The organism is Sagittula sp. MA-2 (assembly GCF_030126985.1).
Taxonomy (GTDB): Bacteria; Pseudomonadota; Alphaproteobacteria; order Rhodobacterales; family Rhodobacteraceae; genus Sagittula.
The window spans coordinates 1585057-1600433 of the sequence record NZ_CP126145.1 but is presented as its reverse complement, the minus strand read 5'-3'; the positions used below and the strand labels follow the sequence as shown (position 1 = coordinate 1600433).

The 15377-nt window shown below is 66.9% G+C and carries 19 protein-coding genes; 4 read left to right on the top strand and 15 right to left on the bottom strand.

The window, feature by feature from the left end; all coding sequences use genetic code 11:
• Positions 1–2: 2 nt before the first annotated feature.
• Genes QNI11_RS08030 through QNI11_RS08020 form a run of 3 tightly spaced genes read left to right on the top strand, consistent with a single transcriptional unit; the run spans position 3 to position 2937 of the window.
• Entirely contained in the window at positions 3–1379 is a 1377-nt protein-coding gene (locus QNI11_RS08030) for a pyruvate dehydrogenase complex E1 component subunit beta (RefSeq protein WP_283983008.1), read from the top strand.
• 10 nt (positions 1380–1389) lie between these two features.
• Positions 1390–1632: a hypothetical protein gene (locus tag QNI11_RS08025; protein ID WP_100927039.1), complete on the top strand. Its 243-nt coding sequence runs from the start codon at positions 1390–1392 to the stop codon at positions 1630–1632.
• A gap of 3 nt (positions 1633–1635) precedes the next feature.
• Complete coding sequence (locus tag QNI11_RS08020) at positions 1636–2937, top strand: pyruvate dehydrogenase complex dihydrolipoamide acetyltransferase (protein ID WP_283983007.1); 1302 nt, start codon at positions 1636–1638, stop codon at positions 2935–2937.
• Between the two features lie 78 nt (positions 2938–3015).
• On the opposite strand, the gene cysE is transcribed toward QNI11_RS08020, so the two are convergent.
• Positions 3016–3834: a serine O-acetyltransferase gene (cysE, locus tag QNI11_RS08015; RefSeq protein WP_100927041.1), complete on the bottom strand. Its 819-nt coding sequence runs from the start codon at positions 3832–3834 to the stop codon at positions 3016–3018.
• 66 nt (positions 3835–3900) lie between these two features.
• Between cysE and QNI11_RS08010 the strand changes: the two genes are divergently transcribed.
• Positions 3901–4257: a TraR/DksA C4-type zinc finger protein gene (locus QNI11_RS08010; RefSeq protein ID WP_283983006.1), complete on the top strand. Its 357-nt coding sequence runs from the start codon at positions 3901–3903 to the stop codon at positions 4255–4257.
• On the opposite strand, the gene QNI11_RS08005 is transcribed toward QNI11_RS08010, so the two are convergent.
• The 14 genes from QNI11_RS08005 to QNI11_RS07940 all read right to left on the bottom strand — a co-directional run bounded on the left by QNI11_RS08005 (position 4167) and on the right by QNI11_RS07940 (position 15359).
• Entirely contained in the window at positions 4167–4541 is a 375-nt protein-coding gene (locus QNI11_RS08005) for a hypothetical protein (protein ID WP_283983005.1), read from the bottom strand. The genes QNI11_RS08010 and QNI11_RS08005 overlap by 91 nt on opposite strands.
• Positions 4538–8503 (bottom strand): glycoside hydrolase/phage tail family protein, encoded by a 3966-nt coding sequence (locus tag QNI11_RS08000; protein ID WP_283983004.1) that lies wholly within the window; start codon positions 8501–8503, stop codon positions 4538–4540. The genes QNI11_RS08005 and QNI11_RS08000 overlap by 4 nt, the downstream gene beginning before the upstream one ends.
• 3 nt (positions 8504–8506) lie before the next feature.
• A complete protein-coding gene (locus QNI11_RS07995) occupies positions 8507–8950 on the bottom strand; it encodes an NlpC/P60 family protein (RefSeq protein ID WP_283983003.1) in 444 nt (147 codons plus the stop codon).
• Positions 8947–9831, bottom strand: coding sequence for a DUF2163 domain-containing protein (locus tag QNI11_RS07990; RefSeq protein ID WP_283983001.1), 885 nt, complete (start codon positions 9829–9831; stop codon positions 8947–8949). The genes QNI11_RS07995 and QNI11_RS07990 overlap by 4 nt, the downstream gene beginning before the upstream one ends.
• Positions 9831–10463, bottom strand: coding sequence for a DUF2460 domain-containing protein (locus QNI11_RS07985; protein ID WP_283983000.1), 633 nt, complete (start codon positions 10461–10463; stop codon positions 9831–9833). Before QNI11_RS07985 ends, QNI11_RS07990 begins: the two co-directional genes overlap by 1 nt.
• Positions 10464–10475: 12 nt before the next feature.
• The gene (locus QNI11_RS07980) at positions 10476–11138 is read right to left on the bottom strand and encodes a phage tail tape measure protein (RefSeq protein ID WP_283982999.1); all 663 of its coding nucleotides are present in this window, start codon (positions 11136–11138) and stop codon (positions 10476–10478) included.
• Positions 11135–11329, bottom strand: coding sequence for a rcc01693 family protein (locus tag QNI11_RS07975; RefSeq protein WP_283982998.1), 195 nt, complete (start codon positions 11327–11329; stop codon positions 11135–11137). The genes QNI11_RS07980 and QNI11_RS07975 overlap by 4 nt, the downstream gene beginning before the upstream one ends.
• A complete protein-coding gene (locus QNI11_RS07970; RefSeq protein WP_283982997.1) occupies positions 11316–11648 on the bottom strand; it encodes a gene transfer agent family protein in 333 nt (110 codons plus the stop codon). The genes QNI11_RS07975 and QNI11_RS07970 overlap by 14 nt, the downstream gene beginning before the upstream one ends.
• Positions 11648–12070 (bottom strand): phage major tail protein, TP901-1 family, encoded by a 423-nt coding sequence (locus tag QNI11_RS07965; protein WP_283982996.1) that lies wholly within the window; start codon positions 12068–12070, stop codon positions 11648–11650. The genes QNI11_RS07970 and QNI11_RS07965 overlap by 1 nt, the downstream gene beginning before the upstream one ends.
• A 25-nt stretch (positions 12071–12095) precedes the next feature.
• On the bottom strand, positions 12096–12503 hold the full coding sequence (locus QNI11_RS07960; protein WP_283982995.1) for a DUF3168 domain-containing protein: 408 nt from the start codon (positions 12501–12503) through the stop codon (positions 12096–12098).
• Entirely contained in the window at positions 12500–12865 is a 366-nt protein-coding gene (locus QNI11_RS07955) for a head-tail adaptor protein (protein WP_283982994.1), read from the bottom strand. The genes QNI11_RS07960 and QNI11_RS07955 overlap by 4 nt, the downstream gene beginning before the upstream one ends.
• Positions 12862–13455, bottom strand: a complete 594-nt coding sequence (locus tag QNI11_RS07950; protein WP_283982993.1) for a head-tail connector protein — start codon at positions 13453–13455, stop codon at positions 12862–12864. The genes QNI11_RS07955 and QNI11_RS07950 overlap by 4 nt, the downstream gene beginning before the upstream one ends.
• A gap of 149 nt (positions 13456–13604) precedes the next feature.
• A complete protein-coding gene (locus tag QNI11_RS07945) occupies positions 13605–14786 on the bottom strand; it encodes a phage major capsid protein (RefSeq protein ID WP_198521796.1) in 1182 nt (393 codons plus the stop codon).
• 27 nt (positions 14787–14813) lie between these two features.
• Positions 14814–15359 carry an HK97 family phage prohead protease gene (locus QNI11_RS07940; RefSeq protein ID WP_283982992.1) on the bottom strand — a complete coding sequence of 182 codons (546 nt, stop codon included), beginning with the start codon at positions 15357–15359 and terminating at the stop codon, positions 14814–14816.
• Between the last annotated feature and the right edge of the window lie 18 nt (positions 15360–15377).

Genomic DNA, 15377 nt, shown 5'->3' with positions numbered 1-15377 from the left:
ACATGGCAACCGAAATCCTGATGCCCGCGCTCTCTCCGACGATGGAGGAAGGCACGCTGGCCAAGTGGCTGGTGAAGGAAGGCGACACCGTCTCCAGCGGCGACGTGATCGCGGAGATCGAGACAGATAAGGCGACGATGGAGTTCGAGGCGGTCGACGAGGGCATCGTCGGCAAGATCCTCGTGACCGAGGGCACGCAGGGCGTGGCGGTGAACACCCCCATCGCGGTGCTGGTCGAGGACGGCGAAAGCGTGGAGGACGCAGTTACGACCGGCCCGGCGCAGCAGCCCGCCCCCGTCGACAAGACGCTGACCTCCGAAAGCGCGCCCGCCGCCGCCAAATCCCACCCGGAGCCGGAGTGGCAGAAGCCCGAACCCGACTGGCCGGTAGGCACGAAGGTGAAGTCGCAGACCGTCCGCGAGGCGCTACGCGACGCCATGGCCGAAGAGATGCGCCGCGACGGCGACGTCTTCCTGATGGGGGAGGAAGTGGCGGAGTACCAGGGCGCCTACAAGATCAGCCAGGGCCTGCTGGACGAGTTCGGGTCCAAACGTGTGATGGACACGCCGATCACCGAACATGGCTTTGCCGGGATCGGCGTCGGTGCGGCCTTCGGCGGCCTGCGCCCGATCGTGGAGTTCATGACCTTCAACTTCGCCATGCAGGCCATCGACCAGATCATCAACTCCGCGGCCAAGACGCTGTATATGTCCGGCGGCCAGATGGGCTGCCCCATCGTCTTCCGCGGTCCGAACGGTGCCGCGGCCCGGGTCGGCGCGCAGCACAGCCAGGATTACGCGGCATGGTACGCGCATATCCCGGGCCTGAAGGTCTGCATGCCTTACTCTGCTTCCGACGCGAAGGGTCTGCTGAAAAGCGCCATCCGCGATCCGAACCCGGTGGTCTTCCTCGAAAACGAGATCCTTTACGGCCGCTCCTTCGACGTGCCGGTGATGGACGACTTCATTGTGCCGTTCGGCAAGGCCCGCATCTGGCGCGAGGGCACCGATGTCACGCTGGTCAGCTTCGGCATCGGCATGACCTACGCCATGGACGCGGCAGAGAAGCTGGCGGCAGAGGGCATCAGCGCCGAGGTCATCGACCTGCGCACCCTGCGGCCCATGGACACCGAAACCGTCATTGCTTCGGTCAAAAAGACCAACCGCTGCGTGACCATCGAGGAAGGGTTCCCGGTGGCCTCCATCGGCAACCACATCTCGGCGGTGCTGATGCAGAAGGCGTTCGACTGGCTCGATGCCCCGGTCATAAACCTGACCGGCAAGGACGTGCCCATGCCCTATGCCGCGAACCTCGAAAAACTGGCCCTGGTCACCACCGCAGAGGTGATCGAGGCCGTCAAACAAGTCACCTATCGCTGAGGGGGCAACCATGGCGGATGAGATCGAAATCCTCGGGCTCGGCCCGCACGGCCTGCACCTGTCGCTTGGCCCCGTGACGGCACTCGCGCCCAAATCGCTGCTCGAGCGCGAGATGGGCACCGTGACGGAAGACCGGGCGATGGAATGGGCGGCGGCCCAGAAGACGGAGCTGGAAGGCGCGATGACCGCGCTCATCAACGGAGCCACGCCGCCGGCGCCCTTCGACGAGATGACCCTCGAGACGGAGAGCTGAGCGATGCCCGTGGAAATTCAGATGCCCGCCCTGTCGCCCACGATGGAAGAGGGCACGCTGGCCAAGTGGCTGGTGAAGGAGGGCGACACGGTATCTTCCGGTGACGTGCTGGCAGAGATCGAGACCGACAAGGCGACGATGGAGTTCGAGGGCGTCGACGAGGGCGTGATCGGCCGGATCGTCGTCGCCGAGGGCACGGCAGAGGTGAAGGTCGGCACGGTGATCGCGGTCCTTCTGGAAGAGGGCGAGACGGCTGACGACCTAGGCGCAACGGGCGGCCCCAAGGCCCCTCCCCCGTCCGAACCGAAGGAGACGCAGGCAGCCCCCGAGGCCGAGATCAAAGCCGCGCCGCCCGCACCGGAACGCTCTGACGGGGAACGGATCTTCGCCTCCCCCCTCGCCCGGCGGATCGCCCAGCAGAAGGGCCTCGACCTGTCGCAGATCAAGGGCTCCGGCCCGCGCGGCCGCATCGTGAAGGCCGATGTCGAAAGTGCAACGGCTGCCCCCGCCGCGGCGAAACCGGCGGCCGCTGCCGCCACACCCGCTGTGGCGCCTGCCAAAGCCGCAGCGGCGCCGGTCGATCCGTCCTCCGTCGCGGCGCTTTACGCGGACCGGGCCTATACGGAGGTGCCTCTGGACGGCATGCGCCGGACCATCGCGGCCCGCCTGACCGAGGCCAAGCAGACCATCCCCCATTTCTACCTGCGCCGGGACATCACGCTGGACGCGCTGATGGCCTTCCGCGCGCAGCTGAACGAACAGCTCGCACCGCGCGGCGTGAAGCTGTCGGTCAACGACTTCATCATCAAGGCCTGCGCCCTGGCGCTTCAGCAGGTGCCGAAGGCCAATGCCGTCTGGGCCGGCGACCGCATCCTGCAACTGACGCCCTCGGACGTGGCGGTAGCCGTGGCAATCGAGGGCGGCCTCTTTACGCCCGTCCTGCGCGATGCGCATCAGAAAACACTCTCGGCCCTCTCGGCCGAGATGAAGGACCTCGCGACCCGCGCCCGCGACCGCAAACTCGCACCCTCCGAATACCAAGGCGGCAGTTTCGCGATTTCCAACCTCGGCATGTTCGGGATCGAGAACTTCGATGCGGTCATCAACCCGCCACACGGCGCGATCCTTGCGGTCGGCGCCGGGGTGAAGAAGCCGGTCGTAAACGCGGACGGGGCGCTGGCCGTGGCAACGGTGATGTCGGTCACCCTGTCGGTGGATCACCGTGTCATCGACGGCGCACTCGGCGCGGAACTGCTGGCCGCCATCAAGGACAACCTCGAGAACCCGCTGGCCATGCTGGCCTGATCCCTTCGGGCCAGCCCTGCTGTGGTACAAACGAAAAAGCCCCGGCACCGGCCGGGGCTTTTTCGCACTTGCACAGGTTCACATCCCCAGCGTTTCGCCGCGCAGGATCTGGTCCATCTCCTTGGACGGCTGATCGCATCCGGCCTCGCCCACGATCTTCGCAGGCACGCCCGCAACCGTCGTGCACGGCGGGACTTCCTTCAGCACAACAGACCCCGCGGCGATCCGCGAGCAGTGGCCAACCGTGATGTTGCCCAGCACCTTCGCCCCGGCCCCGATCAGCACGTTGTTCCCGATCTTCGGATGGCGGTCGGCGTCTTCCTTGCCGGTGCCGCCCAGCGTGACCGAGTGCAGCATGGAGACGTTGTCGCCCACGACCGCGGTTTCACCGATCACGATGGAGTGCGCATGGTCGATCATGATGCCGCGCCCGATGCGGGCCGCGGGATGGATGTCGATGCCGAACACCTCGGACGACCGCATCTGGAAGAAATAGGCAAGATCCTTACGCCCCTGCGTCCAGAGCCAATGCGCCACGCGATACGCCTGAACCGCCTGGAACCCCTTGAAGAAAAGCAGCGGCTGCAGGTAGCGGTGGCAGGCCGGGTCACGTTCGTAGGTGGCGGTGATGTCGGCGCGCGCCGCATGGGCCAGGTCCGGCTCTGCCGAATAGGCCTCGTCGCAGATTTCACGGATGATCTGTTCCGACATCTCGCCATTGGCCAGCTTCAACGAGATGCGGTAGCTCAGCGCCCTTTCGATCGTCGGATGGTGCAGAATGGAATAATGCACCATGCCGCCAAGCAAGGGTTCCTGCGCCACGGCTTCGTCGGCTTCACGGGCGATGCGCGCCCAGACCGGGTCGACCTCGGCCAGTTTCATGCGTGTTTCAGCCATCTGGCGTCCTCCTTTGACCACGGCAAGATAGCAGATAGGGTCTGGAGAACGAAACGCAAATCCTTGATGGGGACCATCGCGATCATGGATGAACGGGAGGTTCACAAATTCCGGCAGGACATCGGCAATCGGCTGGAGGCACTCGACGAGGATGATGCGCTTGGCGAACGGAGCCAGCGGGTCGTCGAGCTCGACCAGCAGTCTGTGGGGCGGCTGTCGCGACAGGATGCCCTGCTGAACCAGTCGATGGCAAAGGCCACGCAGGCGCGGCGCGACCTGTACCGGCGTGCATTGCAAGCCGCCTTGCAGAGGATCGAGGAGGGCGAGTTCGGCTATTGCGCCGACTGTGGCGAGGAGATCGCCCCTGCCCGGCTGGAGCTGGAGCCGACTGTCCTGCGCTGCATGTCCTGCGCCAGAGGATGACCGATCCGGTCACGCACCAGCAGGGCGTCGGTCACCAGGGCAAGGCATTCGAGCAGATCGCTGTCGTCCGGCTTTTGCCAGCCCGCCAACGGACGGACCAGCGCCGCGGAGGCGAGCGTGCCGTTGCCCCAGATCCGATGCACCCTGCCAAGGCGGCGACGGTAGCTGTCAGCCATGTCTGCCTCCACCATCATGCGGCGCAGCAGTTCGGGACGTGCGTCGCTCGGCGCGGACAACAAGGCCCGCGCCGCTGCCATCACATCCGCCGGGCGAAGCGGTCTCATGCGGTCAGGTCGACCATTGCGAACGGCCCTGCCCCGTAGCGCGCCGAGATCTGGGCCACGGCGATGCTGTACGCACCACCGACCCCGTCCGACGTCCGCGCAAACGCACTGTACGTCCAGTTGGGGACTGAGACCTGCGCCTCGCGCAGCGTGCTGCTGCCCTGCATGACCCGCACGAGGTAGGATTCGCTGTCCTCAGCCAGCGGCACCTCGTAGCCGTCCCAGCTGTCGCCATCGATGCGCGTGCGCCGGACCCACGTCACGGTCACGTCCCCGGCATCATCCAGAGCCTTTAGGTGCGCCGGCCGGTAGGGCCGCAGGCCGTTGCCATCGAAGGCATGCACCTGATGCACGTAGCTCGGATCGTCATACGGTTGCTTGGCCGGGCCGATCCTGAAGTGACGGGATACCCGCCGCAGATGCCCCGCCATGGAGATCTGTCGCGGCGCACCGTTCATCAGGACCACCCACGACCCGGCGGGCCAGATGTCCGGCATCACCCCGTCCGATCCCGCCTGTCCCCGCAGGCGATGAGACAGGAGCCACCGCCCTTCTCCGACCAACGTGGCGTCACGGAATTGGAACAGCTCCCAGTTTCCCGGCGTTCCGTCGCCGATCGCCATCAGGTTGCCGCCAGCCAGGAAGGACTCGGACGCGATGGATTGCAACGCGCCATTCGCCAGCCGGACCTGAAGCGGACCGCCCGCGTCGATCAGCCCGGGCCGCGCCGCCGCCAGTGGAGTTTCGGTGATGCCGACAACCGCGCGCCCGGCAACCAGCACGTTCGGCGTGTAGTCCACATCCTGCGCCGCGTCGTATACCGCAACCGCGCCGGGCCACGGTTGCGCCGTGACCGCCAGATGCGGCGCGTGCGGCATCTCTTCTCCGGTCATCAGCGGCAGGTCCATGAACAAGGGCGTCACCGGCACCGCAGGCACGAAGGGGCGCAAGAGGGCGCTGTCCTCGGTGAAGGTAGAGGGCCGGAAGACGTCGGGCTCGATCCGCACCGCGTCGACGATCTGGTGCTCCATGACCTCGACCTTGTCGACCCGCGCCAGAAGCGGACCGGACTGCGCAGGCAGGCGCACGATGTCCCCGGCACCGACCGGCAGGTGCGACGGCGGCAAAGCGAACCGCAGCGTGTCGCGGGCGACGCGTGCTTCCGACAGCCAGCGTTCCGCGATCTGCCGCCCTTCGGTCCGCGTCAGGGCCAGGGGAATCTCCGTTTCGGCGATGGCGTGCGTCTCGTCGTCTGGCAGGATCGCTTCTTCCGAGGCCGCCTGATGATCCGCATCGGCAAGGACGAATCCCAGGCGGACACGCCCCGACATCTCTGCCGCACCGGCACGGGTCTCCACCAGATCGCCGTCGAGGTCGTCGCTCACCGCCAGATCCTCGGCAGCGATCTCCACCGCGTTGCGCCCCGACCGCATTTGGAAGACCAGCAGGCCGTCCCGTTCCACCGCGTCGAATCCGTAGGCCAGCATGAGCGGCTGCAGGGCTTTGCGTGCATCGCCGATCTGCGGCACCGCATAGCCCCGGACAAAGCCAGCAAGCCCGCTGGTGTCGATCTGCGTCACGCCGACGCGATGACAAATTTCGGTGACGACGGAGGCCAGCGAACGCCCCGATGCCCTGCCGTTCATCCAGTGCCCGGCCCGATAGTTCGGACTATCCGACCAAAGTCCGGCATTGCCCGGAAACCACGGATAAGGCCGCGCATCCCAGGCCCAGACGAAGGCGCGCGACATGTCGAGCATGGGCGCATCGTAGACCTCTGACACCGGGTTGTTGGCCGGGTCCGTCCAGTAACCGAGCAGTGCCTGAAGATAGGCGCGCTGGATCGCCTCGTCCCGAAGACCGTTCGAGTAGTACGGCAGGCTCGATTCCGAGGACTTTGGATCGAGAAACTTGTTGGGCTGATTGGTGCCCTTGTCGACCGCCGCGCAACCCAGTTCGGTGAACCAGACCGGTTTCATCCCGGGCTCCCAGGCGGTAGGCGTTTCCTGGCGTTCGCCGCCTACGCGTTCATGGTGACGGTTCTGCCACCAGTTGCGAATGTCCTTGTAGCGCCAGACCCACGGCTCTCCATGGGCGTCGTCGGTGATCGGTTCGCGCCGCTGCGCCTCGCGCGCCTCGTCCGTCGGGTAATACCAGTCGTAGCCCTCCCCGCCCTCTATATTGGCAGTGAGGTAGCCGAGGTTGTGTACCTGTCCCCAAGACGCATCGGCATGGTCGTCGCCATCGCGCCAGTCGGACAGTGGCATGTAGTTGTCGATACCGACGAAGTCGATCTCGGGGTCGGACCAGAGCGGATCGAGGTGGAAATACAGATCCCCCGGTGTGCCGGGTGGTTGATAGCCGAAGTACTCCGTCCAGTCGGCCGCATATCCGATCCGCACGTCCGGCCCCATAAGCGCCCGACATTCCGCTGCCAGCGCCCTCAGCGCCGTCACTGCGGCGAAACCTGCAACACCACGGATCGGCGTCAGACCGACCATCTCGGACCCGATACAGAAGGCATCGACGCCGCCCGCCGCAGCACAAAGTGCCGCCTGATGCAGGATGAACCGGCGGTAGCGCCACTCCGACGGGCCGGAATACGTCACCGTGCCATCGCCCACCGTGAAATCCGACGCCGAGGCGGTGCCGAAGAACGCCGCGACCTCCGCGTCCGCGGCGACCGTGGTGTCGGGTGAGCCTGCCCGCCCCGGCGCCGTGCTCAGCGTGATGCGTCCGCGCCACGGCAGGGCCGGCTGACCGACCTCGCCGGTCCACGGGTTCTCCAGCGTATTGCCGGCGGTCTGCTCCATCAGGATGAAGGGATAATACATTACCTTCAACCCCTTGGCGTTCATGCGGCGGATCGCCTGCACCACCGACTGGTCCGTGGGCGTGCCGCCGTAGACCGGGCGGCCTTCGTCCTCGGGAACCGTCTCTGCCACGCCACGGGTCAATCCGCTGACCGTCCAGGGCATGCGCCCGTCATACACCGTCTGCTCCACCTTCGGCTTGATCTCGCACAGCCCGCAGCGCAGATCGTTGCCGAACCAGCTCACGATGAGCGAGGTCGCCTCGCAGGCCGGAACCTCGTCGGTCAGTTGCTGCAGGGAGGTATTGAAGTCCGGCTCCTCGGACGGAGAGTTCACATTGGCCACCGCAACGCCGCCCGGCCCGGTGCCGAACAGGGCGTCGGTCGAGGCCTGATAGGCCCAGTAGACCGGCTCCGTCGCCAGTGCGTATTCTCCGGTGCCCGGGATCATCGCCACCCCGCGCACCAGATCCGGAACGTCCTTTGCGCCGCTGTCGGGGCGCGTGATCTCGAAACTGAACTGCGGAACGCGGTTGCCGTATTGCGAGAGGTCCAGATCCTCGATGACCACGTAGGCCGTGCCACGATAGGCAGGCACAAGGCCGCTGCCCTCAACCGCTTCCATCTTCGGATCCGGCAGCTGGTCGGTAGTCCCGCGATAGACACGCATGTTCAGATCGTGCAGCGGGATCTCGGCGCCGTCCGCCCACACCCGGCCGACGCTGGTGATCTCGCCCTCGCACAGGGCAAGCGCCAGGCTGACCGAATAGCTGTACTGGCGCACAACCGGCTGCGCGGGCTGTCTGGGTGCAGAGCCTTTGCCGCCCCCGCCACCACCGCCGCTTTCATGGACGTGTTCCATGAACTCCGTCGACCAGATGACGTGGCCGCCGAGACGCATGCGTCCGTAGACCTGCGCGATAGGTTGACCCTCGCCGGTGCCGGTCAGGCGGAAGCGGTCCACATGCCCTGTCTCGACGACGTCGGACCCCTGCCCCATGACCCTCTGGTTTATCAGGCGCGAGTCGATGGCACGCCCGAGGGCGGCACCTGCGAAACGGCCGACGGCCACGGCGGAAAGGCCCAGGACCGAGCCGCCGATTGAGCCGCCGATCGCCGCCCCTGCGGCGGAAAGTAGGATCGTCGCCATGACTCAGCCCTCCGATGATACCTGTTGGGGAAAGGCGAAGCGAGCCACGACCCGCCGGGCCCATGGTGCGCTGAACGCACTCTCGATGACGCCGTGCCCGGTGTAGGCATGGACGAACGTGGCTTGCGGCCCGGTCGCCGCCTGAAGGCCGATGTGCTTGGCCACCGCGCCCTCGCGCATCCGGAACAGCAGCACGTCACCGGGCGCAACCTGACCTATCGGCTTGGGCAGCAAATGAGCCAATCCCGCGCGCCAGAGCCGCTCGTCGCCCTGCGGCTCCGACCAGTCGCGGGTGTAGGGGGGCACAACCTCCGGCTCCGGTCCGATCAGGTCGCGCCAGACCCCGCGCAGAAGCCCGAGACAGTCGCACCCCGCGCCCCTGACCGACGCCTGGTGCACATAGGGCGTGCCGATCCACGAACGGGCCGTTTCGACGACCGCGATCATCGGCGGCTCCCCCCGTTCCGGGCCTTCGCCATCGCTGGCTGCACGGTGATCCAGTCGTCCTCCGGCACATCCGGAAAGCCCTGGAAGTTGATCGTGTTGCCGAATTTCAGGCGGCAGGTCTCGAACCGCTTGTCACATCCAGCAACCAGTCTCACGCTGTCGCCTGCCGCGGGCTGCGCGCGCAGCGGCTCCCAGAGCTCGATCAGCCGCGTGCCATCGGGCGCCGGGTGGTCGTGCTTGATCATGCCCGTCAGCCCCTCCGCGTCGCCGGTCAGAACAGTCAGCCCCCCGCGCTGGAACCAGCCGGTGTCGAACCCGCCCAGCGGTCCGGCACGAAAGACGCGGGCCTCATCGACCCCTTCGGGTACACCTTCGAACACGTAGCCGCCGGTGTTCAGATCGAACCCGCAGGCGCTGTCGCCCAGAACCGCCGTACACGGTTTCTGATAGACCCGGCCCACCGGGCGGTTCAGTGCCTCCGTCAGGCCGCGCAACTCCGCGTGGAAGGCCCCGGCGCTGCGGCGCACCTCGCCGATATGTCCGCGAAACATCACCCGCCGGGCGTCCACATCCGCCCAGTTCACCAGCCAGGCGACGACCTCCGCACCATCGAACCGCCCCACCGCGATGTCCTTCTCGCTGATCGACGTGTCGCTGAGCGCGCCCATCGCCTCCGTGTTGTCGACCGAAAGCCCGGTCGACTGCGCGAGCGCCCTCGCCGACAGACCTGTCTCCGCCTTGAAGACAACGCCGTCGAACGTCAGTTCACAATCGTGATCGGTGAAGCCGAAGACGGCCCCGTCGCGTCGCGTGACGGCCCAAGCGCGGGCGACGGTCGTCACGCCGGTGGCCAGATGCGCGTGCAGCTCTTCCTGTCCCATCAGATCCGCACCTCGACAACCGGGACATCCGGCACCTGACCGGCGCTGAAGCTGGACACGCTGACGTTGATGCGATCCGTGTCGAACCGGACCGGCACGTCGAACTCGAACCCGGCCGAGATTTCCACGTCGTTCATCGGCGCCTCTGTGAAGGTGATGACGCCGGTGGACGTGTCGATTTCGAAGTGCACGCCCTCGGACATCTGGTCGTCCTGCACCGCTGCGACGACCGTGCCGGCAACGGGCTTCGTGATCGGCCGTGCATAAGAGCCCTCTCCCGAGGTGTAGGTCTTGATCAGCTGGAAGCTCTTCGTGACGCCGTCGCCGCGCGCGATCACCTGGTCGCCCGTCGCAACGGTCCGCGACGGCGCGCACGACTTGTAGTCGGCCCAGTCCTTCCAGCGAAAGCCGTACAGCTGACCCTGCCGTGCCTCGAAGAAAGCGATCAGCGCCGACACGTCGTCCAGCGACCGCAGCCCGAGCCCAGCATCGTAACGCCGGCGCGAGTGCGCCCAAGGTGTGTTGCGTTCCTCGAACCCGCTGGTCAGCGTCACGATGTCGGTGCGCCGCTCCGGCCCGCCGACCGAGCCGAAGCTCAGGTCGGCAGGGAATCTCACCTCGTGAAAAGCCATCTTTCCCTCCGATTACCTGTTGCGCGCGCCACGGCTCAGCGCCTGGCTCATGCGGGCCGCGATCTGGCTCTGGCTGCGCTCGAACGAGCGGGCGTCCGGGGTCGAGATGTTCATCACGACCGTCACCGGCGCACCTCCGCCAGCGGCGCGCACGCCCAGCTTGCCATCGGCCCCGCGGGTCAGAGGCATGATCGCCTCCGGCCCCGCCTCGCCCATCAGGCCCGTCCCGCCCCGCATCGGGAAGTAGGTCGGCCCACTGACGACGCCGCCGGTGGCGAAGGGCATGACGCGCCCCTGCGTGAACCCGCCGCCCTTCGCAAACGGGGAAAGGTCGCCGAACAGCGCAGAGACGCCCGAGGCGAGGAAGCCGCCCACATGGTTGGCGACGGGTTTCACAGCCGCCTTCCACGCCGCGTCGATCATCGACCGCGCCACGGTGTCGAGCGCATCCGACAGCTTCATCCCGTCCAGCACGACACCGTCGATGGCGCGCGCGACGCCCCGGCTCATGGTGGATTCCAGCCGTGTCGCGCTGCGCCCTGTCTCCGAGAAGGTCGTGTTGATCCGCCGCATCTCTGCGTCGAAGGCCTGAGCTATGCCCGCTGCGCCGCCCAGCGACCGCTCGAGCCGCTCTGCCGCGTCGCGAAGGTCGTCATCCAGATCGAAACCGCTCATCTTTCGTCACTCCTGTCCGGAAAGGCCGCCATAAGTTCCGTCAGCCGCTTGCGCCCAAGGGGACGCGTGCCGGACCCGTCCCCCAGCAAAAGCTGCAACTCTGCCGGCGTCAGGTCCCAGAATTCCCGGGGGCGCAGACCGAGGCCGCGCATCCCCGCGCGCATCAGCGCCAGCCAGTCAAACCCCGTCATCCGCCGTCTCCGGCAGCATGAAGGCCCGCGCCAGCAGTTCCGCCGCAGTCTTCGCCGCGCCCATGGGACCGCCCTCGATCTCGGCGGACATCAGGTCGGGGGCCCGGCCGGTCCAGCCGCCGCCGCGCAGACCCGCCACGATCAGCGCCAGCACGTCCCGCGTGCTGAACCGCCCGTCCTCGAACCGCTGCACCAGCTCGACGAGCGAGCCCGTCTCCAGCCCCGCTTCCAGTTCGGCCAGCGCGCCCAGCGTCAGCCGCATCACGTGGCGCTCGCCGTCGATGACCAGCGCCACATCCCCCCGCCACGGATTGGCCATCACGCCACCGGCTGCGCCGTGAAGGCCAGCTGCCCCGCCGAGGCCAGCGACATCTCGTAGGTCGCTTCCCCGTTGTGGGACCCGGCGTATTCGATCGCGGTCACCTGGAAGGCGCCCTCGACGGTGCCGAAGTCGGGGATGATGATCTGGAAGACCGGCGTCTCTCCGTCGAAGAAGATCTGCCGGGCGCGTTCGTCGGTCGTGTCGTCCTTGAAGACGCCCGACCCGCTGATGTTGGCCGACTTGACACCCGCCCCGGCCAGCAGTTCGCGCCAGCCGCCCTGGCTTTCCAGCGTGGTCACGTCCACGCTTTCCGCGTTGAAGGTGACCCGCGTGGCGCGCAGCCCCGCCATGGTCTGGAACGTGCCGGTCCCGGTCATGTCCACCTTGATCAATAGATCCTTGCCGTTCTGAGCAGCCATCTGTCTCACTCCTGGATGAAAAGGTTCAGTTGTCCTCGACCCGCGCACGGAAGGTCAGGTCGATGCGCCGGCGGCCTTCACCCGCCAGCGAAGCCCTGGCCTTGTGGAACCACAGCCCCACCAGGCGACCTCGTCCGAGCGTCAGGTCCGCGTCGTGCAAGGCATCGCTCACCGCGGCGGCGGCCTCTTTCGCGGAAAGGAACCCCGCGTTCTCCGTCACGACCGACACCTCGAACTGGTGCCACGCGCCCGCGCCGGTCTGATCTCCGGCCTCTTCGACCCGCTCCGGGCCGAAGGCCACGTAGATCGGGGGCAGCGCGCCGGACGGCATCTTGTCATGGACCGCGTCCCCGACGATGGCGGTCAGCGGGGCGTAGGACTGCAGCTGCGCGTAGACCGCCGCCTGCAAGGCTCCAGCGAGTGCATAGGTCATGCCGAAACCTCCTCGGTGCAGCGGCAGTCGAGGTACATCGCCCGCGGTTCCACCTCTGTGACCGCTTCGATGGCGAAAACCCGCGAGGCCATGCGAAAGCGTTGCCCTGCGACCGGACGGCTCGAATGACCAACCGGGGCGCCACGGACCGTCACGGTGAACCCCGCGGAAGAGATCGCACCGGCTTCACCATTGGCCTGCCGGCCGCTGTGCGGTTCGACCCGCGCCCAATGCGTGCCAACCACCGACCAGAGACGGGTGTAACCGCCCGCGCCATCCGGGACATCCTGCGGCGCCTCGAGCACGAGCCGCCGGTTCAGCGTGGCGACACTCTTCGGGCCGCCGCCGCCCAGCGCGCTCATGCCCCCAGCCCCAGCCGGATCGGACGGTAGCGGGCGATCAGGCTCGTCACGCCGAACGGCATGCACCCCTGGCTCAGCGCCGTTTCGTCCCGGTATTCATAGTAGTGCGACGCCAGCAGCATGACGGCCTGTTTCAGATCATCCGGAACGTCGGCAAAACCGGGCCCGTATCCCGCCTGAAACCGGATCTCGACCGCACCACCATCCGCAACGGACGGGAAGCTTGCCGCCACCGCGCGCAGCTTCGGTGTGAACGTGTCGCGCTGCAGGCGGTAGGCGGACGCATCCAGCGTCTGGGACACGCCGTAACCATCGATGATCGTCACATCGGTGATGCTCTGCACCGGTGCTATCGGCAGCGTCTGCACGCCGCGCTCCTGCCAGTCGTCCAGTGTCAGGACGAACCCGCGCTGCACCAGCGCCTTGGACGTCCGCGCCTCGATCGCGGCCATGGCCGCCCTCAGGAACGCGACAAGAACGCCATCCTGCAATTCGGTCTCCGCAAAGCCGCTGCCCAGCCGCAGATGCTCTTTCAGCCCGGCCACCGGAAGGGCTGCCTCCGCCACTTGTGTTTCTTCCACCAACATCATGTCTGTTCTCCGATATGCTCGGCCTTTGGGGGCCTCATCGACAGGTGGGCGCGCGCCGCCCAGGCTGCTCGGGCGGAGGGGAAGCTGGACAACTCGGGACCACGCGCGCCCGTCAGAGGGCGGTTTCCCGCCCCCTGTCCGGTGCACGTTTACGAGGTCGAGACACGCAGCAGCTTGATCGCGGCAAAGTCGCTGACGCCGCCGCCCACGCGCTTGGACGCGTAGAACAGCACGTGCGGCTTGGCCGAGAACGGATCGCGCAGGACACGAATGTCCGGGCGTTCCGCGATGGTGTAGCCCGCGCCGAAATCGCCGAACGCGATCGGGTGCTCGTCGGCGGCGATGTCCGGCATGTCCTCGGAGATCAGGACCTTGTAGCCCAGCAGACGCGCGGGCTCTGCCGCGGCCAGGCCGTCGGCCCAGAGGTGGCGGCCGTCCGCATCCTTCAGCTTGCGCAGCGCGCCCGCCGTCTTGGAGTTCATCACGAAAGTCGCATTCGGGCGATACCGGCTGTCGAGCGCGTAGATCAGGTCGATCACGGCATCGCCGTCCCCCATGCCCGCCGCGGCGCCAGTGGGTACATAGCCCAGCGCACCCCAGGACCAGGTGGTGTTCGCCACGATGGTGTTCGTCAGCAGACCGGAAGGCTTGTCGACACCGTCCCCGTTGATGAAGGCCGCCGCCTCCGCCCGGATGAACTTGTCGGCGATGCGCGACGCCAGCCAGGATTCCACATCGAAGGCGGAGTCGTCCAGAAGGCGCTGCGACACCTTCGGCATCGCGTTCAGCTCATAGAGCGGAATGGAAATGCGCTCGATGGTCGGCGAGGTCGTCTCTGCCGCGGTCGAGGTCTCCGTGGCCCAGCCCGCGCCGGTGTCGTTGCGGTCGATCAGCACGTCGAAGGCCGAGGCCTCCACGTTCACCACGTTGGAAATCGCACGGATCGAGACGAGGCTGTCCAGCTTCGACTTGATGATCGAAGAGGTCTGCGGGTCCACGAGGTAGCCGCCATCGGCGTTCACCGCCGTGGACATCGCCTTGCCTTCCAGCTCGATGCCGCGCAGGCCGTCGTCGTCGCCGGAACGGAGATACGCGTCGAACGCCTTGAGGTGGGGGGCTTCGACCTCGGCGCGGGTCGAAAGGGTCGGCCGTTTCGCCAGGGCGGTTTTGTGATCAAGCATGGTCAGTCGCTCTTCCTGTTTTGCAAGCTTCTCTTCCAGATCGGCCGCGAGGGCCTTGTAGTCCCCGATCAGTCCCGCCATCGCGGCACTCACCCGGGCGACCGGAGACACATCTTCCCCGGTCCGAGACGTGGTCTCGGGTTTGCTCATCCTTGTTTCCCTCATGAGTGGCGCGCGTCAGTCGCCCGCCAGGTTCAGGCGCATGCCCTCCAGGGCCTCCGCCAATGCATGCAGGCCGCCGTCGTCTGGGCGGTCCTCGCCCTTCGCGGCAACCCGCGCACTGGACAGCATCGGAAAGGTCACAAGCGACACCTCCCACAGCTCCAGTTCCGCCAAGAGCCTGCGGCCCTTGTCATCCTTGCTGGCCTTTATCGTGCGGTAGCCGATCGACAGCCCGTCGATGGCGCCGGCCTCGATCAGGGCGGCGGCCTCGCGGCCCTTCGCCACCGTTTCCAGCAGCCGGCCCTTCACGTAGAGGCCGCGCTCGTCCTCGCGCACCTGTTCCCAGACGCCGATAGGCTGGGCCGGGTCGTGCTGCCACAGCATCTTGACCGCGCGCCCCTCTGCCAGAAGGCGCTTGAGAGAGCGGGCATAGGCGCCACGGGCAACCACGTCGCCGCCCTGGTCGCACTTCCCGAAGAGCGAGGCATAGCCCTCGATCCGCGTTCCCTCGACAACCGTCACTTCGGTGTCGAAGCGGCAGAACTTGTGTTCCAGATCCATATCCGATCCTCCTGTGGT